General features: G+C 57.6%; 23 protein-coding genes and 1 pseudogene. 14 read left to right on the top strand and 10 right to left on the bottom strand.

Features of this window, described 5'->3' with window-relative positions; genetic code table 11:
- Positions 1-77 precede the first annotated feature (77 nt).
- Both SD425_RS28430 and SD425_RS28435 read right to left on the bottom strand, forming a co-directional pair.
- Complete coding sequence (locus tag SD425_RS28430) at positions 78-1,058, bottom strand: hypothetical protein (protein WP_324680483.1); 981 nt, start codon at positions 1,056-1,058, stop codon at positions 78-80.
- A gap of 7 nt (positions 1,059-1,065) precedes the next feature.
- The gene (locus tag SD425_RS28435; RefSeq protein ID WP_324680485.1) at positions 1,066-2,085 is read right to left on the bottom strand and encodes a hypothetical protein; all 1,020 of its coding nucleotides are present in this window, start codon (positions 2,083-2,085) and stop codon (positions 1,066-1,068) included.
- 664 nt (positions 2,086-2,749) lie between these two features.
- On the opposite strand from SD425_RS28435, the gene SD425_RS28440 reads away from it, so the two are divergent.
- The 9 genes and pseudogenes from SD425_RS28440 to SD425_RS28480 all read left to right on the top strand — a co-directional run bounded on the left by SD425_RS28440 (position 2,750) and on the right by SD425_RS28480 (position 12,905).
- Entirely contained in the window at positions 2,750-3,898 is a 1,149-nt protein-coding gene (locus tag SD425_RS28440; protein WP_324680487.1) for an ISAs1 family transposase, read from the top strand.
- A 246-nt stretch (positions 3,899-4,144) separates the two neighbouring features.
- Positions 4,145-4,771, top strand: coding sequence for a recombinase family protein (locus SD425_RS28445; RefSeq protein WP_324680488.1), 627 nt, complete (start codon positions 4,145-4,147; stop codon positions 4,769-4,771).
- A 162-nt stretch (positions 4,772-4,933) separates the two neighbouring features.
- The gene (locus SD425_RS28450; protein WP_324680490.1) at positions 4,934-6,193 is read left to right on the top strand and encodes a PAS domain-containing protein; all 1,260 of its coding nucleotides are present in this window, start codon (positions 4,934-4,936) and stop codon (positions 6,191-6,193) included.
- A 21-nt stretch (positions 6,194-6,214) separates the two neighbouring features.
- Positions 6,215-8,395: a PAS domain-containing sensor histidine kinase gene (locus tag SD425_RS28455; RefSeq protein WP_324680492.1), complete on the top strand. Its 2,181-nt coding sequence runs from the start codon at positions 6,215-6,217 to the stop codon at positions 8,393-8,395.
- Positions 8,396-8,433: 38 nt separating this feature from the next.
- Positions 8,434-8,841 (top strand): response regulator, encoded by a 408-nt coding sequence (locus SD425_RS28460; RefSeq protein WP_324680494.1) that lies wholly within the window; start codon positions 8,434-8,436, stop codon positions 8,839-8,841.
- Between the two features lie 224 nt (positions 8,842-9,065).
- A pseudogene (locus tag SD425_RS28465) lies at positions 9,066-10,718 on the top strand (IS1182 family transposase).
- Between the two features lie 2 nt (positions 10,719-10,720).
- Positions 10,721-12,211 (top strand): MobV family relaxase, encoded by a 1,491-nt coding sequence (mobV, locus tag SD425_RS28470; RefSeq protein WP_324680496.1) that lies wholly within the window; start codon positions 10,721-10,723, stop codon positions 12,209-12,211.
- A 75-nt stretch (positions 12,212-12,286) separates the two neighbouring features.
- Positions 12,287-12,616: a hypothetical protein gene (locus tag SD425_RS28475; protein ID WP_324680498.1), complete on the top strand. Its 330-nt coding sequence runs from the start codon at positions 12,287-12,289 to the stop codon at positions 12,614-12,616.
- Between the two features lie 67 nt (positions 12,617-12,683).
- On the top strand, positions 12,684-12,905 hold the full coding sequence (locus SD425_RS28480) for a hypothetical protein (RefSeq protein WP_324680500.1): 222 nt from the start codon (positions 12,684-12,686) through the stop codon (positions 12,903-12,905).
- Between the two features lie 65 nt (positions 12,906-12,970).
- On the opposite strand, the gene SD425_RS28485 is transcribed toward SD425_RS28480, so the two are convergent.
- A complete protein-coding gene (locus SD425_RS28485) occupies positions 12,971-13,210 on the bottom strand; it encodes a hypothetical protein (RefSeq protein WP_324680502.1) in 240 nt (79 codons plus the stop codon).
- A gap of 227 nt (positions 13,211-13,437) precedes the next feature.
- Here SD425_RS28485 and SD425_RS28490 point away from each other — a divergent pair, with 227 nt between their 5' ends.
- On the top strand, positions 13,438-13,854 hold the full coding sequence (locus SD425_RS28490; RefSeq protein ID WP_324680504.1) for a hypothetical protein: 417 nt from the start codon (positions 13,438-13,440) through the stop codon (positions 13,852-13,854).
- 295 nt (positions 13,855-14,149) lie between these two features.
- On the opposite strand, the gene SD425_RS28495 is transcribed toward SD425_RS28490, so the two are convergent.
- The gene (locus SD425_RS28495) at positions 14,150-14,443 is read right to left on the bottom strand and encodes a circadian clock KaiB family protein (RefSeq protein ID WP_324680506.1); all 294 of its coding nucleotides are present in this window, start codon (positions 14,441-14,443) and stop codon (positions 14,150-14,152) included.
- A 277-nt stretch (positions 14,444-14,720) separates the two neighbouring features.
- Here SD425_RS28495 and SD425_RS28500 point away from each other — a divergent pair, with 277 nt between their 5' ends.
- Positions 14,721-14,957: a hypothetical protein gene (locus SD425_RS28500; RefSeq protein ID WP_324680508.1), complete on the top strand. Its 237-nt coding sequence runs from the start codon at positions 14,721-14,723 to the stop codon at positions 14,955-14,957.
- 120 nt (positions 14,958-15,077) lie between these two features.
- Here SD425_RS28500 and SD425_RS28505 read toward each other — a convergent pair whose 3' ends face one another.
- From SD425_RS28505 to SD425_RS28530, 6 genes are all read right to left on the bottom strand, one after another.
- Positions 15,078-15,419 carry a hypothetical protein gene (locus SD425_RS28505; RefSeq protein WP_324680511.1) on the bottom strand — a complete coding sequence of 114 codons (342 nt, stop codon included), beginning with the start codon at positions 15,417-15,419 and terminating at the stop codon, positions 15,078-15,080.
- Between the two features lie 237 nt (positions 15,420-15,656).
- On the bottom strand, positions 15,657-16,010 hold the full coding sequence (locus tag SD425_RS28510) for a hypothetical protein (protein WP_324680514.1): 354 nt from the start codon (positions 16,008-16,010) through the stop codon (positions 15,657-15,659).
- A 315-nt stretch (positions 16,011-16,325) separates the two neighbouring features.
- A complete protein-coding gene (locus tag SD425_RS28515; RefSeq protein WP_324680516.1) occupies positions 16,326-16,994 on the bottom strand; it encodes a DUF2306 domain-containing protein in 669 nt (222 codons plus the stop codon).
- Positions 16,995-17,264: 270 nt separating this feature from the next.
- Positions 17,265-18,890: an alpha/beta hydrolase-fold protein gene (locus SD425_RS28520; protein ID WP_324680563.1), complete on the bottom strand. Its 1,626-nt coding sequence runs from the start codon at positions 18,888-18,890 to the stop codon at positions 17,265-17,267.
- 508 nt (positions 18,891-19,398) lie between these two features.
- Positions 19,399-20,481, bottom strand: a complete 1,083-nt coding sequence (locus tag SD425_RS28525; protein WP_324680518.1) for an acyl-CoA desaturase — start codon at positions 20,479-20,481, stop codon at positions 19,399-19,401.
- A gap of 536 nt (positions 20,482-21,017) precedes the next feature.
- Positions 21,018-21,140 carry a hypothetical protein gene (locus tag SD425_RS28530; RefSeq protein WP_324680520.1) on the bottom strand — a complete coding sequence of 41 codons (123 nt, stop codon included), beginning with the start codon at positions 21,138-21,140 and terminating at the stop codon, positions 21,018-21,020.
- A gap of 458 nt (positions 21,141-21,598) precedes the next feature.
- Here SD425_RS28530 and SD425_RS28535 point away from each other — a divergent pair, with 458 nt between their 5' ends.
- From SD425_RS28535 to SD425_RS28545, 3 genes are all read left to right on the top strand, one after another.
- Positions 21,599-22,000, top strand: coding sequence for a hypothetical protein (locus SD425_RS28535; protein ID WP_324680522.1), 402 nt, complete (start codon positions 21,599-21,601; stop codon positions 21,998-22,000).
- A 126-nt stretch (positions 22,001-22,126) separates the two neighbouring features.
- On the top strand, positions 22,127-22,633 hold the full coding sequence (locus tag SD425_RS28540; RefSeq protein WP_324680524.1) for a hypothetical protein: 507 nt from the start codon (positions 22,127-22,129) through the stop codon (positions 22,631-22,633).
- Positions 22,634-22,641: 8 nt separating this feature from the next.
- Positions 22,642-23,592 (top strand): HTTM domain-containing protein, encoded by a 951-nt coding sequence (locus SD425_RS28545; protein ID WP_324680526.1) that lies wholly within the window; start codon positions 22,642-22,644, stop codon positions 23,590-23,592.
- Positions 23,593-23,777 lie beyond the last annotated feature (185 nt).

Consider the following 23,777-nt stretch of genomic DNA (forward strand, 5'->3'; position numbering starts at 1 on the left):
GCTGCTAGGCAAGGATCGACCTTACACAAGCAAGCCCCTCGTAGTAGAGGGGCTTGCTTGTGTAGGAAGCATATTCGCTATATTAAATCAGGCTCAGATGCGACAAATGATTTGAAAAATATATTATCCTTCGATACTGCAATATTTTCTAGTAAAACAGCATGGATTTGTACTGCTTTACCACCGCGTGTTACGGGCGCGTAGCAAATGCCTTCTAACTCTTGTTTCGCTTGTATTCCCGTGAAGCCACCTTTCTTCTCGGCCAGTACTTCAATTCGGTTGATCCGCTTTCCACTTATTGCAGAGTAGCAATAGATGTACTGGTAGTTGGAGCTGATACCCCCTCTGCCCGAGGAAATATATAAATGACCATTTGGCGAGAAAAACCCACCTTGAACGTAGCAATCCTCATCCAGTATTGGGTTCAAGGGCAACGTTTTGCCCGTATAGGTGATAGCCGTATGGTCAGGAGAAAATTTATGAATATAAAGCTCCGGAATAACCAGCCCGACGGGACACGTATAGACGACACCATTTTCAAAATCTATTCCGACTACCCCGACACGGCCACCCTTAATAGATTCGATATTAATTCGATTCTGGTAAGATAAAGTCCCATTGTTGTTTTGATAGGTTAGCAAACTGGCTTGTTCTCCTATCCAGTGTTCAACGTACAGGATGTTACCCTGGTAGTACATGGGCCCGATATGATTAATCCCAGCAGGATTGATGACGAAGGTCTGGTCTGGGCTCTTGAATTTACCGTTGTTTCCATTGAAGGTGTAGATGGCCTTGGGCGAAGGATTGACAGAAGGGGAGCCGCTGCCATTCGAAGAAAAAAGCCAATGAGCCCCGTCCCAGATGACGCCTTGTACCTCTTCCGTCCAGCTTTCATCTATCCTACCTGGTGCTTCGGTCACTAACGCATAGCTGTGCGGGGCATCCATCGCTCGCATCGCTTTACGAAGCGAAGTAGGTCGGTAGCCAAAGTTCACATAGTGGACCTGCTCACCAGCAGCGTAGCCGATCTTACTGAGTTGTTGGCGATAGCTAATCATAGCGACCTTACTGTAGCGTAACCAGAATAGGAAGTAAGGCACTACCCGTTTCAAGGGGAGCGAGCGCTTTTCCCAAGACGGCCCCAAACGCTGCTTGACGGTCGGTCGCTTTCATCGCATGTCCCACTTGATTCGCTGTGGTGAGTAAATCCCCGATTTGAACGGGAGCGTTCGTGGCGTCCACCAAGCAGAATACTTTACCGACTAAGGCAATGGGAAGGCGTTCATTCCCGGTATCCCGCCGGTCTAATACCAAGCCGGGGCGGTACGTACCAGCGCCCGAGACTACGCCCACCACGCGCGAATCATAGGCCGATGAACTCGGCTCCACGTCGCCGCCTGCTCCCAGCACCATAACCATTCCGCGTTCTACTGGAAGTACCACGTCCGTGTTCGTGGCTACGTCGAACTCTTCGGCGAAGTCGGCATTCGAAATCCAAATGTCGCCCTGAGCCCCATTGAGTTCAATGGAAGCATCCTGATTACCGTTGTACACCGTGATACGCCCTGGCCGATTCGATTGCCCTAAGCCAATGATGCTCTCTGTATCGCTAGCAATCAACTCGACGATAGGCATCCCGTCTTGCCCTTGAACGGAGACTTTCCCATTGGTTGCATTGCCTCCTAACGTTAGCGTCGCATCAGCTGTGGTTAAATTGACGGTTGGGCTACCTTGTTTGTTATACAGGGTCAGTCGACCGCCCCGGTTCTTGTTGCCAGCCGCAATAACGGCTTCAGTATCGGCCGCGAGCAATTCTACTAACGCCGTACCCTCTTTCCCCCGAACCGATACTTTTCCATTAGTGCCGCCGCTTCCTAGCGTGAGCGAAGCATCCGCTGTGGCTACGTTGACCGTCGGATTCCCGTTCTTATCATACATCGTTAGCCGCCCAGGGCGGGCTTTATTGCCGGCGCCTAGGACCGCTTCGTTGTCCAAGGCTAGCATTTCCACTAAAGGGGTTCCATCTTTGCCACACACAGAGGCTTTACCATTGGCGCCATTGCCACCAGAAATTAAGTCACCCATAAAACAAGAGAACTATGTGAAAGAATAGAATACACTTATCCGCTGCGAATTGCTTGACCGGCCAGATCCACTGTGGATGAAGTAAGAGGGTAATTACAGCGACTAAAGTAACAGGTTTGTTCATGTCTGTATATCACATAAACATTTGATATACAGACAATTATGATTAAACATACAAGTAGGAATATTGCGCACAGGCAACATGGCTTGTTGGAGCAAGGGGTGCAGGTTCTCGCCGTAACGTGGCGGCCACGTTGATTGTGCCATGGGTGTACACTGGGCCACCGCTTCTAATAACGACGCTGGAAGCCGGGTACGTTGGATAAGGCTATTCTGCTTGTTAATGCAGGGGCTTATTCGACGTGCTACTAGGCTACTTGATCAAACGTGTTGATGAACTGCTGCATGGCTTGTAAGCCGGTCTGACAGACCTCGGTTAGGTTATATTCCGCATTGTTGAAGGAGAGTATGATCACTTTTGGGATATGCTCGGCAATCAAGAAGTGACCAGCTTTGGGAAGCCAGAAAGCGGATCGGCTTTGCTACTGGTTGGCCAGCGCAAGGAGCCAACCCAGTCCTTTCCCCAAATCAGGGCTTACGCATCAAACTTAGAGCAACATATTGAGGACTGACCTTTGCCTTCTCAGACATCGTCAAGTTCTTCATGTTCAGCCACCTTCTTGCTTCTTTCGCCACCCTTCCAGACCCGCGTTGCGCGGGCCGCACCCGGCACCGCCTGCGCGATGTGCTCGTCATCGCTATCTGTGCGGTCGTTGCCGGAGCCGAAACGTGGGTGGACATCGCCCACTACGGCCAGTTGAAGCAGACGTGGCTGGCTTCGTTTTTGGAGTTGCCCAGCGGAATTCCTTCGCACGACACGTTCCGGCGCGTGTTCTCCCTGCTCGACCCGCAGCTGCTCGAACAGTGCTTTCGGCAGTGGATGGCCACCATCGCCCCACCCCTGCCCCGCGAGGTCGTGGCCATCGACGGCAAGACGGTGCGCCGCTCCTTTGACCGGAGGCGGGCCCAAGGCCCGCTGCATGTGGTCAGCGCGTTTGCCACCGAACAAGGCCTGAGTCTGGGGCAGGTAGGGGTGTTAAGCAAAGGGCAGGAATTGGCGGCTATCCCGGTGTTACTCAGTGGCCTGCAGCTTGCCAATACGATTGTTACAGTCGATGCGCTAGGTTGCCGGCGGGCCATTGCCCGGCAGCTACTGGCCCAGCAGGCGGACTATATTTTTGCGCTGAAAGGCAACCAAGGGCGTTATTACCGGGCCGTCAAAACCTATTGTCATAGGAGTTGCGTCGAGCGTTGGGCGGAGTACCCCGCTGACTACGATGCCTTTGACCGCCGCCACGGCCGCTGGGTGCGCCGCCGGGCCTGGGTGCTGCCGTTGAGCGACGAAGTAGCGGCGTTGCGCACTTGGCCCGGCTTACGAGCCATCATTGCAGTCGAAACCATTCGGCAGGTGCAGCACCAGCCAGGCACGCACGTCGAGTGGCGCTACTACCTGACCAGTTGCCCCGATGCCCCGGCCGTGCTCATCCAAGCCATCCGTCGCCACTGGGCCATCGAGAATAGCTTGCATTGGGTGCTGGACGTGGTCTTCCGCGAGGACGAGGCCCGCAGTCGTGACCGGGTAGCGACCCGCAACTTCGCGGTCTTGCGCAAGCTGGCGTTCAACCTCTTGCAGCAAGGAAAACACCAGCCTGGCAGTCTGCGGGCTCGACGACGGAACGCGGGCTGGAACGATAACTACATGACCCAACGCCTAACCTGCGCCCGCCAAAACGATCGGGCAACGGTTCCCTAGATTTGATGCGTAAGCCCTGCCTCTTTGTCGAGAAACTGCTTCTTGCCTTGCATCCACGCTCTACGAACTAGGTAAGGGAAACGGACATGCCTTCTGCAACAGCCACGCCCGTTTTCCGGTACCACTCGTCCCGGTCCGAAATTGGCGCCCCAGTAAGGGAAAAAGCAGTACCCGAAACTGGTTTTCGCAATCAAGATACCCTACCTTTAGTTTTCCGCTCTTTCTGGTACCGTTACCTGCCTTTTCATGAAACTCGGCTACGCCCGCGTCAGCACCAGTGAACAAGTCCTGGACCTGCAACTCGACGCGCTGCGCCAAGCCGGCTGCGAGCATCTGTTCACCGATACCGTCTCCGGCGTGCAAGCCCACAAACCCAATTGGGAACGATTGCTCGCCTATGCCCGGCCCGGCGACACCCTCGTTATCTGGCGGCTGGACCGGCTGGGCCGCGCCACCAAGCACCTGATTGCGGTCGTGGAGGACCTCAGGTGTCGCCAACTGCACCTGATTTCCCTGCACGACCCGATTGACACGACTTCGCCCGGCGGGCAACTCGTGTTTCAGATTTTTTGCGCCCTGGCCGAGCACGAGCGCAACGTGCTCGTGCAGCGCACCCGCGCCGGGCTGCACGCCGCCCGCGCCCGCGGCCGGCAGGGGGGGCGGCCGCCGGGCCTGACCCCGCGCTACCAAAAAATCGCGCCCGCGGTCAAGGCGTTGTACGAAGCAGGCCAGCAGTCCACCCGCCAGCTGATGGGCTACTTTTACATCGGCAGCCGCCGCACCCTCTATAAAATGCTGCGCTTCGCCGGCTGTCAGTTTCCGGAAAAGGCCGAGCTTTCCATGGGTACACCGAAAAACCAAGCACTGCCGTAGTCCGTGATTCTTTTGCCTGCCACCCGGCTTATTTGCCCCTGCTTCCTGCGGCGGGGAAGTCGTCATCGCCCGTTGCTGTTCCCGTCCCAGCAACCGGGCGGGGGAGGTACCGGGCCGGTAGTCGCCTAGTTGTTCGTTTGTCCCGCTTCCTGCTCACCCGCTATGCTCCCCCAGCCCCCGACGCCAGCCGCCGCTGCCGCTTTGCCAGCCCCCGACGACCTGCTGCGGGCCGTGGTCGACACTTCGCTTACCGGCCTCATCCTCTTCCAGCCCATGTACGCGCCCCACAACCCGGCCGAAATGGTTGACCTGGCTTACGTGCAGCTTAACCCCGCCGCCCAGCGCATGCTGCAGCTGCCCGAGCACCCCGCCAACACGTTCCTGACGCTCTACCCGAACGCCCGTGAAGCCGGCATTTTCGCCTTTTACCGCACCACCTTCCTTTCGGGGGAGCCCGCCCGCTACGACGTGAATTACCAGCACGACGGGCTCGACAATTATTTCCAGCTCGCCGGGCGGCGCGTGGGGGAGCTGCTGCTGGTCAGCTTCTCCGACACCCGCGACCAGCCCCGCACCGCCGTGGAAGTGGCCCTGCGCGCGAGCCAGGCCGCCGAGCAGGCCGCCCGCGCCGACGCCGAGGCCCAGCGCCAGCGGTTTTACGAGGTGCTCCTGCAAGTGCCGGCTCAGGTCGCCACTTACCACGGCCCCGACCACGTGTTCTCCTTTGTCAATCCGCGCTACCAGGCCTATTTTCCGGACCAGGCGCTGCGGGGTCGCCCCCTGCGGGAGGCCCTGCCCGAAGCCCTAGCGCAAGGCTTTGTCGGCTTGCTTAATCACGTGTTTCAGACCGGCGAGCCGTATTACAGCCCCGAGCAGGAATTTTGGCTGGGCTCGGCGGGCACCGGGCCGCCCGAGCAGTTGTTTCTGAATGCGTTTTTCTGTCCCCTGCGGGATGCGCAGGGCCGCATCGACGGCCTGCTGGACTTCTCCTACGACGTGACCGAGCAGGTGCGGGCCCGCCGGCAGGTCGAGCAGCTCAACCAGCAGCTGGAAGAGCGGGTGCAGGAACGCACCCACGAAACGCAGGCGGCCCGTGCCCAGGCCGAGTGGCAGCGCGCCCGCCTCGAACAGTTTTTCATGCAGGCCCCGGCCGCCATTTGCGTCTTCGATGGGCCCGACTTCCGCTACGAGCTGGTGAACCCCGCCTACCAGGCCCTGTTTGCCGGCCGGCCCCAGCTGGGCCTCACCCTGCTCGACGCCCTGCCCGAGCTGGCCGGCCAGCGCGCCCTGCGCACGCTGCAGCAGGTGTACGACACCGGCCAGACCCACCGCGAAGCGGGCGTGCTGGTGCGCCTGGCCCGACCCGGCGACGGCCAGCTGGAGGACCGCTACTTCGACTACATTCAGCAGGCCCGGCGCTAGGAGCACGGCCGCGTCGACGGGGTGCTGGTGTTTGCCTACGAAGTCACCGACCAGACCCGGGCCCGCCAGCGCACCGAGGCCCTGCAGGCCGAGCTGCTGGCCGCCGCGCAGCGCCAAGTGCAGGCGCGCGAAACCTTCTACCAGGTGTTCGAGGAAACCCCGGCCCTCATCTGCATCCTGCGCGGCCCGGAGCACCGCTACGAGTACCTGAACAGCGCCTACCAACGGCATTTTCCCGGCCGCCAACTGACCGGCCGCCCCGTGGCCGAGGCGCTGCCCGAAACGGTGGAGCAGGGCTTCATCGCGCTGCTCGACGGCGTGTACCACACGGGCCAGACCTACTTTGGCCAGGAGCTGCTGCTCACCATCGAGGCCACCGCCACCGCCCCGGCCCAGGCCGACTACTACAACCTGACCTACCAGGCCTACCGCGAGCAGGGACAGATTGTGGGCGTCTGCGTCTTTGCCTACGTCGTGACGGAGCAGGTGTTGGCCCGCCAGCAGGTCGAGCAACTCAACCAAGAGCTGGAAGCCCGGGTGCAGGAGCGCACCCGGCAAGTAGACGCCGCGCAGGCCGCCACCGAGCACGAGCGGGCCCAGTTGCAAGCGGTGCTCGCCCAGGCCCCGGTGGCCATTGCCTTGTTTGCGGGGGAGGATTTGCGCGTCACCTCGGTCAACGCCGCGATCTCGACGCTGTGGGGCTACCCCCCCGAGCACGTGGTGGGCCGGCCGCTGCTGGAAGCCGTGCCCGAGCTGCAAGGCCAGGGCTTCGACGACTTGCTGCGGCAGGTGCTGCACACCCGGGTGCCCTTTATCGGCACGGAAACGCCCGCCCTGCTGCAGCGGGCGGGCCAGCTCCACACGACCTATTTCAACTTCGTCTACCAACCGCTCTACGAGGCCGATGGCCAGGTGACCAGCGTGCTCTGCCTGGCCGTGGACGTGACCGAGCAAGTATTGGCCCGCCAACAGGTCGAGCAGCTGAACCAAGTGCTGGAAGCCCGGGTGCAGGCGCGCACCCGCGAGTTGCAAACCCTGTTTGCGCAGGCCCCGATGGCCCTGGTGGTGCTGCGCGGCCCGCAGTTTCTCATTGAGCAAGCCAACGCTCAGGCCGGGCACATCTGGGGCGTGGCGGTGGCCGACGTGCTGGGCCGCCCCCACTTCGAGGCCATTCCCGGCTCGGGGGGCCAAGGCTTTGAGCAACTGCTGACGGGCGTGCTGGCCACGGGCGAGGCCGTGGTGCTGCGCGAGGTACTCATCAAGCTGGCCCGCGCCCACACCGGCCAGCCCAGCGAGGGCTATTACAACGTCATCTTCAAGCCCCTCTTCAACGAGGGCCAGCCGCAGGCCACGGGCATCGTGGTGATGTGGACCGAAACCACCGACCAGGTGCTGGCCCGCCAACAGGTGCAGGACCTGAACGAGGAGCTGGCCGCCATCAACGAGGAGCTGGCCGCCATCAACGAGGAGCTGACGGTCACCAACGAGGAACTGCACGAGAGCAACCAACAGCTTACGCGCACCAACGTGGACCTGGACAACTTCATCTACACGGCCAGCCACGACCTGAAGGCCCCGATCACCAACATCGAGGGGCTGCTGCTGGCCCTGGAGCACGAGCTGCCCGCCGCCGCTCGCCCCGGCGACGTGCCCCTGATGCTGACCCTGATGCAGGAGGCCGTGGAGCGCTTTCGGCGCACCATCAATCACCTGACCGACCTGAGCCGCCTGCAAAAAGAGCACAACCCCGATGCTGACGCCGTGGTCTTGGCCCCGGTGGTCGAAGCCGTGCGCCTGGACCTGAGCCCGCTGCTCACTCACACCCAAGGCCAGCTGACGGTGACGATTCCCAAGGGCCTGACCGTGACGTTTGCCGAGAAGAACCTGCGGAGTGTGGTCTACAACCTCTTGAGCAACGCCTTCAAGTACCACCACCCCGACCGCCTGCCCGCCGTGCAGCTGCGCGGCTCACTCACCGACGACTACGCCGTGCTGGAAGTGCAGGACAACGGCCTGGGGCTGGACTTGGCGCAGGGCCAGGAGAAGCTCTTCGCCATGTTTCAGCGCCTGCATACCCATGTCGAAGGCACCGGCGTGGGCCTCTACATGGTCAAGCGCATCCTGGAAAATGCGGGCGGCCGCATTGAGGTAGACAGCCAGCTGGGGCAAGGCTCTACCTTCCGGGTTTATTTTCCCCGTTAACAACGCCAGTTAGGTCCCCGGACCGTATAGTAGTTTAAATGTCCAAGATTCCCGCCGTACTGCTGGTCGATGACGACCCCACTACCAACTTTCTCAATAAAAAGCTCTTGCTACGCCTGGGCGTTACCGACAACATCCGCGTCGCGCTCAATGGACAGGAGGCCCTGCATGAGATGCGGGAACACTGCCAAGAGCAGCCGACCGACTGCCCGGTATTGGTCTTTTTGGACATTAACATGCCCGTCATGAACGGCATCCAGTTTATGGAGGCCTACCAGCAGCTGCCCGTTGAGGAGCAGCGGGCCGTGGTCGTGGTGATGCTCACCACCTCGGTGAGTCCGCGGGACCAGCAGCGGGTGCAGGAGCTGCCCATTGCCGACTACCTGGACAAGCCCCTAACGCAGCAGCAGGTGGAGCGCGTGCTAGCGCAACACTTCGCTGAGTAACTACAGGGCGGGGCAGGTATGGTGGCGTGCGCAGGCAGTTACGGGCTGCCAACTAGTAGTGGCCGCGCTTCCGGCTTTGCTTTCGCAGGTGGTGGTCAACAGGTGCGACCTGGCCGACCTGCGCTCCCTCCGTGGTCGGGGTTCTTCTTGCCAAAAGATACTGTTGGCGAATTCATTGTGGGGCAAAAAGACTATTTTCAGAGGCATCTCAACCGCTTCTGCTCATGAGCTTACACCTCCAACCCAGTATACCTGTTCCGTCTCAAACACGCCAAGTAGCGCAAGCGGCATTCCCGCGTGGCAATCGCTATATGCAGCTGCGGGATACCTTGGGCACGCTGTATGATGACGCCCTCTTTGCCGACCTGTTTCCAACGCGCGGGCAGGCAGCCCAGGCGCCCTGGCAGTTGGCGGTGGTGACGCTGCTGCAATTCGCCGAAAATCTCTCCGATCGACAAGCAGCCGATGCCGTACGGAGTCGTATTGATTGGAAGTATCTGCTGGGCTTAGAACTGACCGACCCCGGGTTTGACTTTAGCCTCCTGTCTGAATTTCGCCAGCGGTTAGTGGCCGGCAAGGCCGAGGAACGCCTGCTCACGCACCTGCTGGGCTGTTGCCAGGACCACCAATGGTTGAAAGCCGGGGGTAAGCAGCGAACGGACTCGACGCATGTGCTGGCTCGTGTCCGGGATATGAATCGAGTAGAGTGCGTGGCGGAAACCATGCGTTTTACGCTCAACCGCTTGGCCACGCTCTTGCCCGAGTGGTTAGCCCGCCACCTGCAGCCGGAGTGGGCCGCTCGGTACGGCCCCCGCGCCGAGGACTACCGCCTGCCCCACACCAACGCCCAGCGATTGGCCTATACGCAGCAAGTCGGGCAGGACGGGTGGTGGCTGCTGGAGCAAATAGAACGGGATGAACAGGCCGCTTTGCTATGGCAGCTGCCAGCCATTGATATCCTGCGCCGGGTCTGGCTATAACAGTTTCGCCTGGTGGATGGCCAACTCCTCTGGCGTGTGGAGAATCAAGACGAGTTGCCGCCTTCCGCGCAGCTCATCATTTCTCCGTACGACGTGGAAGCGCGCTTTAGTCGCAAACGCACGACCACGTGGGTGGGCTATAAGGTTCATCTAACCGAAACCTGTGAAGACGACCAACCGCATCTGATTACGCAGGTAGCGACCACCGTCAGCACCGAAGCAGATTCGACTACCTTGCCGCAGATTCAGCAGGAGCTGGCTGACCAGTCGTTACTACCGTCGCAGCAGTTGGTTGATACCGCTTATGTGAGCGCCGAACTGTTTGTACAAAGCCAGCAACTCCATCAGGTGGATTTGGTCGGACCCGCACGCAAAGACCAGAAATGGCAGGCGCTGGCAGGGCAAGGATATGCGGCGGCGGATTTCCACGTGGATTGGGAGAAGCAACAAGCCACCTGTCCCCAGGGACATACGTCGCACTCCTGGTTCCATACGCTAGAAAACGGTCAGCCCCGCGTATTCATCAAATTCTCCACGAAACAGTGCGGGCCCTGTCCCGTGCGCGCGCAGTGTACACGCATGAAACGCCGGGGTATTAAGCTGCGCGCCGACGCCCCGTATCAAGCCTTGCAAGCGGCCCGAGCGCGCGATAGTCAAGCGGACTGGCCCCTGCTCTATCATCAGCGAGCGGGCATTGAAGGCACGCTTTCGCAAGGCGTCCGAGCCTTTGGTATGCGCCGCTCCCGCTACGTGGGCCTGACCAAAACCCATTTGCAGCACGTCTTTGTCGCCACGGCGATGAACCTGTGGCGAATCGTTGCGTGGTTAAACGAAGTGCCGTTAGCCCAGACCCGTCAGGCCCCTTTTGAGCGATTGATTCCTCCCGCAAGGGCTTAAAGGTGAATTCGCCAACAGTATCCTTTTGGAAGAAGAACCCCCACTTGCGCCGGGATGCCATCAAAGCCGTGGAGATCCTACTGACGGCCAGTCCGGAGGCGTTCGAGCGCAACGCGCAAGGCGAGGCCAAGGACATGCGCAGCTCGCAGTGGGTGCAGGATAATCTCACCTTTTTACAACAGAAGTTCGGCTCCCCGAACGTGGTGAGTTTTACCTTGCACCAGGACGAGACCACCCCACACATCCACGCGGTCATCATTCCCATCACCCGCGAGCAGCGGCTGCACGAGGGCAAACCAGTAGGGGAGGCCGTGCGCCTGTCCTGCCGGGAACTGCTGAGTCCGGGTAGTCTGCGCCGGCTGCAAACCGAGTACGCGGAGGCCATGGCCCCCTATGGGATGGAGCGGGGCATTAAGTACAGCACGGCTTTTCACGAGGACGTGCGGCGCCACTACGGGGCCCAGCAGACCACCAAAGAGCACCTGGCCCAGGTGGCCGCTCCTTTGCCTCACACGCCCTTTGTGCTGGGGGAGAAGAAGTGGCTGGAACACCTAAACCCCCAGGCGTACCTCGAGCGAGAATTGGCCCGCATGAACGAGCACCTGGCCCAGCAAGTAGCACTCGTGAATGCCAAGCTCGCGGAAGTAGCCACGGTAGCTACCGCCAACACCTTGGAGCATGAACGGGCGAAGGTGTTGGAAAAGCAACTCGCCACGAGCAAGAAAACCCAGCAACAAGCGACCGCGGCGTTAGAGCAAACCAAGAAAGAACTCGCGGAGAAGACGGAAGCTCTACTCAAGAACGAGCGCCAATATAACGCCCTAGTGATGCGTACGGCCCAAGGGGAGGCTCTACCGCCGTATTTAAGCCAATGGGTGGGGAAGGTGCAGGAGCGGAGTCGTCAGCGCGCCGAGCAAGTTATCACCCGCGTGTTGCAAGGTCCGGTGCTCGATGGCAAGCCAGTAGAGCAGGCGCTCAAAGCGGAAGGCTTTGGCTTGCAAAAACTAGAGAGTGGACAGATCGTGCTGCGAGACCACCGCACGTACGCGCAGTTTGCCTTAACCAACGTTCGCCCAAATGGACACCCTTTCCAGGAGCAGTTCCAGCAGGCCATTGCCCGAACCCGGAGCGAACAAGAGCAAGCGCGTAGGCGGGAACTCGCGCAGGACCCCCGAGCCGCCCACGTACTTATTCAAGCGGCTGATGGAGCGCAAGCGAAGCACGTGGCGCTGACCCTCGAACAAGCAGGCGCCAACGTGTGGCACGTGCAGCCATTAGCCGGCGAGCAGGTGGAAGTGCGCGTAAGCTATCGGCTTGACTGGAACACGATTGAAGCCCTTGATCAAACGCTAACAGAGGTGCGGCGTACCCCAGGTGTCCAGTTGCAAGAGGAAGCCAAGCAGCGTAGTACGCACTTAGAGGTCATACGCACCATTGAACGCGAGCGGGAACGAGCGGCTCGGCCGGATCAGTCAAAAGGAATTTCCTGGTAAAAAAACGCCAAGTAGGTACAGGCTAAAACCCGCTACTAGGCTAGGTACGTACGTGCGGTCGCTACCCTTGTGTTTATGCCCGCGGACTTAGTTGCCATTCTCGATGCCTTACGCTTGCAACTGCTATCCCTGACAGTCGCGGCGCCCTATTACTGGCCCCGGCTCTTGCGCGTCGCTCAGCAACTCGAGTACGTCGTACACGTCTGTCCACCCGAGGAGTGGCCCGTCAAGCGCAAGCTAGGAGGCCTATCCTTGGGACGGCAAGTACAAGGTGTAGTGCCCACGCAGCAACAGTTCCAGTGGCACGTGGCCGCCCTGCAAGCAAGCGTGCGAGACAAAGAGCCGCCTAGTGATTGTTATGCGTGGCACCAACAACTGCTGGACCTAATCCTGTGCGTGCTCTAAATTGAGGGTGAAAACACCCGAGCACTTTTAGCGGTTATCAAGCTGTCTGTTAACCTATTATATTCTTATGCCGCGTCCTACTTTACGCTTATCTCACCCAATTACCCCCTCCCTAGAACAGAAGCTCCATCGTTTTCTCGCTGGTAATCCGCTAGTACAACGCGTCTCGAGTCTGGTCGCTGATCTACGACAACTCACCCAGCAGCAACTCTGGTTTGAGGATCTCGGCTCCGTGCTGTTGGTCTACACTAAAGAAGGCGAGCACGTGGGCTACATTGCCGCCGAGTAAAAGCGGCTATCCTAAGAACTAACGAACGCAACTATAGGAGGCTTTCGCCAGGCACCTAAACGCGTTTAGTGTGTCAGATAAGGGGCCAGCCGCGCTTCATCACTCGCGGCAAAGGCTGTGACGAACACCAGGGCGCAGCGAACAGGATGATAAGCTACTTCCACAAAGAACAGCCCCGGCATTTGGCAAAGTTTAACCGTGTCTTCCCCAAGGAAACGCTGCGAGACCGTCACCCCTTCCGCGTACACTTTCTCATACTGCGTCGCCACGGGCAAGTTCTGAAATTCCTGGAAGGTAGTGGCCATGTGTAGCCCAGTACGCGTGTGCAGGCGCGGTAGTCGGCTTTGCTGGCTCGAAATTTCTCTCAGCGTGAGCGTAACGAACCCTGCCCTTGTACGTTTTGGCCAGAAAGCAACTGCTTTCCCATCCGGGCACAGAGAGTGCGATGACGGCTTAGAATGTCGTCGTCTTTCGGTGGAAAAGGTGCATCTTGACCGCGAACGCATTGTTGAAAGAACCATTTTTATCGTTTATGCTGATTCATTCCCTCCTCGACCGCGATGGTAGCAGCTGCACCCTAACCTATGACGAATCGGAGGGCTGGCTGCGAGCGACCTGGCGCGGCTATATTGACGCAACGGAGGCAATGCATGGCGCGTCTGAGTACTTAACGCACGTCGGCCCCTTGCACTGCGCCTACCTGCTCAACGATAACTCCGCGCTGCGGGGCTCCTGGTTTGACTCGGTAGAGTGGCTGGAGCGGGTCTGGCTGCCCCAAGCCTTGCAGCGGGGCCTGCACTACGTGGCTCATGTCGTGCAGGCGGATACGCGCACGGACATTCTCACGCTGACCTTTCCGGCGCCTCTAGTCGGCATGTTGGAGTTGCAGATCTTTCACCAGGTAGCGGAAGCCGAGGAGTGGCTGCGTAGCTGTCAACAGCGCACGTAGTGAGTAGTAGGGGCCGAAACATGCGTTGAACGGCTAGGGAGCCGTTGGTGCAATACACCGCAAGCGCTTTGGCATGCCTAGTGGTTTTCCTGCAAGCTATTGATAATCCATACTCATCGTTAGTCCATGGCTCTTGGGGCAGGAGTAAGGGGAAAGAAACCAGCACCAAGCAACTACCCAGCGAGGCATGCTGCTTAGGATACCGGTCGCTCGCTTTTGGAGGAAGCAGCAGGTAAGCAAGGTCGGCATTTAGCTTCGCTATACTTGTCTTTGCTAGCGGTAAAGAATGGTTACCCTACTGCAGGTTGAGGACTTTGAGGACCCGTTCAGTATCAGAAAAGTCTCCCACCAGCCGTCGTACCAAGCCCGGGCGCTTCTTGAGCAACATCGGAACGCCCAAGATGGCTTCCTGACTGGCGCGCTCGGGTTGTTGGTAGAGGTCCACCACCGTTAACGTATAGCGGCCGGGTAAATGCTGCTCGCAGAGCGCCCGAAGCGTGCGCAGCGCCCGTTCGGACTTGGGCGTAGTGCCGGCCACGAAGAGTTCTAGTTCGTATTCGGGTTCCGGCGCGCGAGCAGAAGGCAGCATTCGGTAGTGATAAAAATAAACAGACGCGCTGGCAAGTACCTCGCCAACAAGGCCGAGTATACCCAAGACGCGGGTACTAGGATTTAGTGGTGATCGCCGAATTGCTGCTAAGCAAAGCATACGCTGCCTACTAAAACCAGGCCTTGCCGCTTGGCGACACCTGTTCACTTTGTAGAATAAAAATAGGAGCTTGCCAAGGTATATGACATGTAATAGAATTAAAATATGATTAAATTAATATGGTTCAGCTTGTTTATAGCGTAGAGAAGCCAGAGTTTTGTCTCTGCACAGTACGTACCACATGCCAGTACCCGGCTATTCCCTGAAGAAGTTTCCCAAGCTGCGGCAGCGGCACCACGCCGTAAAGTGGGCCCTGGCAATGACTCGGGGGACTTCCCTGGAACCTAGTCCCTATGAGCGGTTCTTGCTGACCCGCTATGCGCGTGGATTTGTCACGATCGACCAAGTGCTGGAACGCTTAGCTAACCACAGTGGGCATTCGTCTACCTTGTGATGGTCTGGCTTTTACGCTGCATAAACGGGCATCGTCTACCCGGGCCGGGAGAGTACGTGGGTTTGCTTGCTGCCAAGTAAGCATTGCTATTCTTAACCGGGTGCTTTCCTGTCCTACTTTTTACGCAGGTGCGGTGCGCTTACGGCGTTCCGCTTTCTCGACACTGCCCTGGCCCCCGGGGATGACATGTGCCTGCAGGATTGCACCGATCTGGCCCATCATATGATACTGCAACTCTTCGCTGCTGCACACATACGGTAGATCACGCCCATCACGCAGGTGTACGATCACGCGGTGTACCTGTCCTTCGGGAGAGATATAGCCGATGCAGGCGTCACGATTCTGGTCGGTTACGGGTAGGGTATCCCGCGTAATGGCCACGATGTCGGCAGTGCTCAGCAACGCGATGCCATTGGCGCCCAGTTGCAAAAAGGCCGGTAGGGGAGACGGAGTAGAAGGCATAGAGAGTAGAGAAGCGCCAATACTACGGTTCTGCTTGTAGTAGCGCCTACCCCTTCTTAGCCAAACAGACCTAACAGGTTGGTAGATAAGAAAGAAAAAAATGGCACGTAGCCTTACTAATGAGATGAGCGTTGACCTGTTTGTGAACGAAGACGTACGCTAAAGAGGCTGATGTAAGGAAAGCCCCGACTTGTACGAGTCGGGGCTTTTGGGTTCGCAACGCTAGCCGTCAAGGATCTACTTGTTGTTCGCGGCTCGGGCGGAAAAACCGGACTGCGCATCACTGTAGTAATCCCAGTACAGGGTCTGGTGGTAGTCCGCTAGCGTGCCCGTACTGGAGAAGACGCGTTGTCGGTAGTACTCCGCGTACGCAGTGGCCTGCTCAAGCGTCACGCTCGTCCAATAGGTAGTGCCGTTGTAGTAACCGCCACCGGCTAGCCCCGCAGCAAAGCCGGCATCCGCCCAGCAGGTATAGTTATCATCACTGCAGGTGGTGGTGGCCACAAGTGGGGTTTGCTGCGCCGCGGCTGGCGTACTAGTCGTGCACCAGGCAAGGGCCGCGCCGGCTAATAGCAAGGATAGTTTCTTCATGGAAAGGTGGGGTTAGGTAGAACCAATACTACCCTCTTTTGCCGTCCTATACTAGGACAAACCGGGTCAGGATGTGACAGTCATCAGTTGCTATACAGGAGTTTCCTCTTTCCATAGGGAGGAGCGTTCTTCGTTAGTGACGTTCTAAGAACGTAGCAGGCTTCTGAGTGCCGTGTAGCTGCCGGTTGCTATGATGAGGAAAGGGCACCGGCACTAGAGATAATCAGTAAACAGAACGTCCAGCGCCCTGTACGACTAGCGCAGATCTGGCGCTACCAGCGTACCTAATCCTGGCCGTAGTAATAGCTTACCGATTTAGGAAGCAACGGACAAAGGAACACGTGGTGATGGAGCCGCCCGGACTTTGCGGGTCCAATAAAGCAGAATCGGCACGCCCACGAGTGCCGGCAGAAACCACCCGACTAGACTCACGCGAGATGAGCTGTTGACCACCAAAAAAGCCGTATACGCCGCGATACACGTCCCCACCATGCGTGTGATGTGGAGCTGCAGCCACGTGGTGGGCTGTAGGTCCCGCTGGGTGAATAGCTTCCAATCCTGCCAGAGCATGCGCAACGAACTCTGGGCAAAGAAGAGGAAGACTAAGCCGAACAGATCGCGCTGCAGCAGCAGGTAGAGGCCATAGCCGAAGAAGTAGAGACTAAAGACGCCCATCAACGCGGAGACCACTCGCTCGACGCGCCCAGTCTGGTTGGGACGTCCTTTCTGCTTTTGGCGCAGCCCCTGGTAGCCGGTGATGTTCATGTACCCGCTAAAGATGCCGACGGCAAACAGGAAAGGTAGGTCGCGTAAGACCCCTAAGAAGAGGGCGGAAGCGGCCACCACGAGCATGGCATAGTAGAAGCAGAGGCCCCCGCGCCGATGCAGACGCCCGCCTTTTTTCGTGATCAACGCGAAAGGACCCAGCAGCAGTCCGAGACTACCGGCCAGGATATGAACGACTAAGATCGCGTGGTAGAGCATGCGGGTACGCGCGAGGAGAGGTAGAGGAACCGGAGCCTCTAATGATACGGCTATTTCCCTCAGCAACCAATGGCTAATACGCAGGCGGAGCGGACCTGAATTGGTTTTTTGGCGATCATTCAGCCTTTGTAGCCAACCGGTTATGTACTGCGTCGAATAAGGCCTTCATCCAAAAAGTTTATTAACTCATGTCGGTAACTTCTAGGCGTCCTGGCTCATCATAGCGGATGAGGAGCAGAAAAGCTTTATCTAGTAAGGGGCTTTATCTAATTATCTCTTCGCTGCTGCTTCGGTTGGCTGAGTCTGTTTTCCCTGCTGTAAGCTCATGGTAAAGGTGGGAACAGCCGTTTCCAAGTGACGATAACCAGGATAGACGGTGTGCTCCACCGTAAGAGGAGCCAGCTTACGGGCCGATAACAAGGCCAACGCTTCCTGAAAAGCGGCCTGGTTGGCACGTCCTTCTGCCGTCGTCGTCATCTCTTGGCTCCCAATGGTGAGGCGGACCCGCAAGGGCTGGGATGGGGCGGTTGGCGTGAGCGCCGCCAATGCTTGCAGCAAATATTGATTGGCATAATAGAGCGAAGGGCTCGCTGCCACATACTGGCTGAAGCGTGCTCGCTTGGCGTTGAGTTCCTCGACCAGCGCAAATAAGGTAAAGTACCCGCCCAAGGAGTGCCCCATGAGCGTACGATGCGTGGAATCGATTCGGTAGGTGCGGTCCAGATACGGAAGCAATTCCTGTTCTAAGAAGGCCAAGAACTGCCGCCCGCCACCGGCTAAGGGCAGGCTGTCGGCGGGCAGCGCCGCGGGGTAGGTGTAGTCCCGCTGGCGCAAGGAGTCTTGCTGCAGAACGCTGGGCCGGCCCACGCCCACCAGGATCAGGGCCTCTCGCCGGGGAAGGTGACGCGCCGCCTCGCTGACCTGATCGAAATAGACATTGCCGTCCAGGAGCACCACTAGTGGGTAGTGGCGATGCGCCGCGTGCGCGTAGCCTTTGGGAAGTTGTACAAACAGCGAGAAGGAATCTTGTACCGCCCTGGAATACAGACGCGCGGCGGCGGGCGTCTCGCGGTTCTCGGCCTCGTTCACGCCGGCAGATACGGCGTGATCCGGCATCTGCGCCGTAATATACAGGCGGTAATGATGGGGCGGTACGCGCCACTCGGTCGCGCCAGCGGGCCGCGCAAAGCTTTTGGCGCTACCGCCTAGCTTGATGTCAACGGGCACGGGGCATGCGGGCTTGGCAGTGAGCAAAAAGGTGAGCCCCACGACAAAGTCCTGGGTTAAGTACAAGTGGTGGCGCGTGAGGTCGAGCCGCAGCCATCCCTGCTGCAGGGCTACCTGATAGGTCAGCGGCTGCTCGACCAGTAAGGTGGTTGGTCGGTCCCCTTCCAGCCGGTAGAACCGTACCCTTACGGTAATACTGTCCGGACAAGTGGCGGCCAGCAGGAGGTTAACGGAAGTCAAGGCAGCCCCGGCGCTGCCCACCCGCATCAACTGGGCAATCTCCACGGGCTTGCCTGGGAGCAAGGTGCCGTCGGTGAAATGAACCAGCGCCCGGGCGCTAGTGATGCCGATCTGGCGTTCTATCCAGCGGCGGGCGGTGATCGCCACCGGGGGCAGCACTGCTTGTTGCCGGTGCAGATAGTAGGTGGGGAGTGGCCCGGGAGGCACGGCTATGGTCTGGGGAACATAGCCGAGGCGAGCGAGCTGTATAGTGTCGGGCCTCGTCGGCACGGCGAGCGAAAAGGAGCCATCGGCGCCCGAACTAGTTGCCAGGCCGGAGCCAAGGCGAATGGTGACCGCCGGCACGGGCTGTTTGGTTTCCGCGTCTAGGATGAGGCCCCTCACTTGTGCCTGCGCCCGGCCCGGCAGGCTACTCCAGAGCAGCAGCACGAGCAAGTAACAGTTGATCAGCGGCCAGGCAGGGTGGCTTCTGCCACTCGTGCGCGTGTGCCTGCTGGGTGGATGGCCAATGCATGTTAGCACAGACTACTGCGGGGATGTTGAGTAGCCAACCTCGAAGGAGAAACTATCCATAGCTACTCTTAAGAGCCAGCATTGTAGCGGCTAGGTTGCATCCCTGCAATACAAGCTTGTATTTACTAGCTCAGGCAACTGCTAGGTTCCTTATCAAGCGTATCGATGTAATAGAGCGTAGGTTACAACAGAAAAGCCACTTTCTATTGGGAGGTGGCTTTTTGGTTTGAAAGGCGGCTCATTGGCGTTGTGCGTTCAAGCGTTTCTTCAGCGCCTGTATTCGTTGTTCTAGCACGTGGGTTTGCTACTTTGTTTGTTGCAGGGCGAATGCGTTGCCTTTGTAGCTGCTTGGAGTAATGCAAAGCGAATGAGCAACAAAAAACCCACCGTGGTGCGCTAATAGCGGCGGAGCCGTGTGGACGTGCTAGGTGGACCGGCCGAATTGGTAGAGCACCCGGTAGTGAGAGCGGAGCGCGCTCCAGAAGGAAGTATTTTCCAGGTAGGGCAACGCAAACTCGTGGGCCGTTTGTTTCACGATCCGCGACAACGCGGGATAGTGAATATGACACACGCGGGGAAACAAATGATGCTCAATCTGGCGATTCAAACCACCACATAGGAAACCAGCCAACAAACTCCGGGGTGCAAAGTTGGCGGTCGTGCGCAGCTGATGAATGGCCCACGCTTCCTGCAAATCCCCCGTCTCGTCCGGCACCGGAAAGACCGTGCCTTCTACCACGTGCGCCAGCTGAAAGACCAAGCCCAGCACCAGCCCCATGACCAGATGCAGCGTTAAGAAACCAACCAGTAGCTGCCACCACGTGAGTGGCAGAACCAGGTAGGGAACAACCAAGAACAGCAGGTAGTACAGGGCCTTGTAGCCAAAGAGATTCCAATATTCTTTCCGGGGATGGGCAGGTGGGGCATACTGACCGATGGTGCGCTGAAAGAACTTGACGTAGTCTTTGCGCAGTACCCAGGACAGTGAAGCCAGACCGTAGAGGGGGAAGGCATACCACTGCTGGTAGCGGTGCCAGGGGTGTTGGGGCTCCTCGGCCGACAAGCGGATCAAGCCCGGGGCTACTTCCAGGTCTTCATCATGGCCGGCAATGTTGGTATAGGTATGGTGTACGACGTTGTGGGTCAGGTTCCAGACGTACGGGTTAGCGCCGATTAAGTGAAACAGTAAACTGAAGGCGTGGTTTACCCGCTTGTTAGCAGAGAAGGCCCCATGAATGGCGTCGTGGCAGATGTTGAAACCGATCAGCGCACTACACGCCCCAAGCAAGGCCGCCAACCCCAACAAGCCCCACCCGTTAAAGGAGCCCAGCAAAATCAGCAGATACAGTCCCGCGAAGCTAAGCAGTAACCCAATCGTTTTGCGCCACATGGCGCTGTTGGCGTGCCGCGAGAGACTGCGGGTCGTAAAATAGGCGTCCGTCCGTTGCCGCACGGTAGCGTAAAAGGCGGACTGGGTCGTGTTGGTAAAGTGGAGTTTGGTAGCCATGCAGAAACGATGCACGAGCACCGGATATAAAGCGGCGTAGGATACGCAAGGTACCCAGGACGACCGCCGAAAGAGAAAGGAGAGTATAAGTATAGTAACCTGTTGAGCACCTGAAAAGGTCAATCGTTGTGCTTCTTTCTTGGTAGGCAGCCCCGCGTGCACCGGCCGATAAGTATCGGCCGGGAGTTCTCCTAAGCAGGGCTTTTTGTTGTCAGACGGTAAGCCAAGAAGGTATAGTTTAGGGGTAAGTACACGACGCTACGGAGCCAACTTCACGAGAAAGCACAGAAGCTTATAAGCTAGTAACTCCAGAAAGCTCCTCTACTAAGGGGACATTTTTGGTGTCCAAGACCTAGATCAATTCGATCCTGGGTGATCGATTCCTTCTCCTAGTTCGCACTTGAGACGCTGAGCTTATGGGAGGAGTAAGGTAAGTAGTGGATGAGTTGTAGCGCGTTGCACCGCAGCCGCCTGCCGGACACATCGGTTTGTTGCAGAATTCGATTTTTGGCGTCGATGTTCGCTTGCGCAATCGCTTAAAAGGCGTGCGTGCCGTCCTCCCCGGTTTGCTTGAGTAGCTCGTGGAGTTTACGGGCGCTGTTGGCGACCAAGCCCAGGCCGCGGATGGGTCCGGTGACATCTAAGGTAAATTCTGCCATGCCCCGAAGGTCCGGGAAGAGATGGGATCATAGAACGAAGTACAAAACGGAGCGAACCGCGGCGTCACGGTCCTGCATAGCGAGTGCTAGTGAAATCATTCGCCAAGCTAGCCACTCCTCCTGGTTTTTTGGTTGCTGGTGTGTGCTGCATTCAAGCATAGGAGGAGCAAGGGGGTGTCCGCCTGTTCTTGGAATTATGCAGTCGCAACGGCCTCGCTTTGTTGACGATTTATGTTCACTAAGGTATATATAATTATCTCACTTACACATGTTTGTGTGATTGACACGTCTTCGCCGAAGCTGGATATTGCGTCAGTCAACTAGGTACTGCGTCTAGCTAGCGCGACGTACTGATACTGCTCGAGCCATTCAGTATACCTCGCCTAGTTGAATCATCTATGCGTTCGCATCGCAATCTTCTTTGTCGATTTCTTCACGTTGATTCACCTTCTCTTACTATGAAACTTCTCCCTTTCGGCCTGTCCCTTCTCCTGACAGCCGCCGTTACCAATTTCGCCTGTGGCCAAACCAAAATGGCCACCACTGCCACTAAAACGATGGCTGCCGCCAAGCAGATTTCTGCGCAAGATCAAAAAGAGATCAAGCAGTTAGTTGGCGACAAATACGACGTGAGCTTCGCCAACGGGTCGGCCGTCATCAGTGAAAAAGCGTCTAATCTATCCCGTGTAAAAGTCTCAAATGGCAAGACAGTGGGCGGTAATGGCGTAGGCGCCGTTGCCATCATTACCGTGGATGTGGTCATTAATAAAAATGCCAAGGCGGGTATTGACAACCTCAGCCAGCGCTTGGATAAACAAAGCGTGCAACGCCTGCAAAGTATCATGATGAAATATCAGTAATGGGGCGAACGGGCTTACGGGCTACTTCAGTCCGTAAGCCCGTTCCTTCTGTTACTACCAGCTTGCTTGCGCAAGTTGGTTTCAAGCGGAAGAGCCCGCCGAGTTGCACACTATTTCTTGCGTTTTATGAGACTGAAACTATTCTATCTGCTGCTCGGGCTTCATTTTACCAGAATTGTACTGGCCGTATCGCACCTCGATACGCTCTTGCCAGATGGTACTTTTCTAGAACTTTTGGATTATACCTCCGCCCTCAATAAGTCCAACTGGACCTTCGGCTACTTTGGCCATGGCATCGAGACAAACGCGAAACTAACTTTTCTTATCCCCGCCCGCGGCGGCACCATCAACTCCGTGAACTCGGACGCTGGGGTAGCCCTCCTCAGCAATGCTGGGGACAACGCCATCCGGTTTTACGGCTTCAAAGCCCGGTACTGCAATGTTGCCTGGAACCCAATAGTGCACGATTTGTACGCCAAATCCATGGGCTTGTATCTGCTTAACCGGTACCGGGCTCGCAAAGTAGAGATCCGAACCGAGCGGTGCGTGACAGCGGATCTGGACCACGCCCGGGCCCAGGCCTCGAACGTCGCTTGTACAAGCGTAGACTCGAAAATCGTGGAATTCAAGTAAATACTGCCATGCGGAATCCTACACCCTCAGCCCTGTTACCAGACGGGCGGTACCACCTGTTTTTACCGGTTTTGCGGATCGGCACGGCCTCATTCTGTTTGGTGCAGTGCTGGTACTGGTGGAGTAATCTCTACGATCTCTTCGGCGACCAGGGCTGGATCCAATGGGAGATTTCCAAAGCTGCTGCCACTACCTGGAGCCTGCATCTGGTAGATTTCAGTGAAGTGGTGGCTCCTGCGGGATTCGACAAGAACGAATCGGTGGTGCTCTTTTTTGCGCTATATAGCTTGCTCGCCGTCGCCGTCTTACTTGGCTTTTGTACCCGGGTCAGTGCGGGCTTGTTATGGGTGCTGCACGTGATGATCCTCAATACCCTTTCGGACTTTATCTACGGGGTGGATATCTTCCTGCATATCGCGTTGTTCTACCTGGTTATTTTTCCCGTGAACCGCTACTGGTCGCTGGACGCGCGACTCTTCGGGCAAAAAGCGAAAGGAATCAGTGACAAAACCTACAACAGAATCTTTCAGCTGCACTTGTGTCTGGTGTATTTCTCCTCCGGCCTGGAAAAAGCCTTGCACGCGGACTGGTGGAATGGAAACGCCATCTGGTATACGCTCAACCACGCGGACTTCACCACCATTCACGTGGCGGATACCCTACTGCACTACCCGTGGTTGCTCCAACTGCTGGGCATTGGAACGCTGTTTACGGAGCTCTTCTATTCGGTGGTGATGTGGATTCCGCGCTGGCGCGTGTTGCTGCTTGCCTTTGTTGTTATGATGCATCTCTACATTGGCATTGCGCTGGGATTGCGTATTTTCTCGGTGATGATGATCCTGTTGTCCGTGACCGCTTGGCTGTCGGATTGCGTTAATGATTACCAGGGGTTTTCTTTCAAACCACGCATAGTGCCTCAACAAGATCCTTTGCAATGGGCGAACGGGCGTTTGTCTTAAAAGCTTCAGTGTCGTGTGTAATGCTCGATTGCTAAACCAAGGAGGCCCCATCTTCTGCTGGATAAGGTAGCAAACAGCCTAGTGCTATAGTCGGGCTTGAAGTGTCTGTTCACGATCGGAAGAGTGGCTTTGGTCAACCACCTGCGCATTTAGGATCTAGAAGACCGTAAGCATTTGACTAGGAA

The sequence above is a fragment of the Hymenobacter sp. GOD-10R genome (genome assembly GCF_035609205.1).
In the GTDB taxonomy this organism is placed as follows: domain Bacteria; phylum Bacteroidota; class Bacteroidia; order Cytophagales; family Hymenobacteraceae; genus Hymenobacter.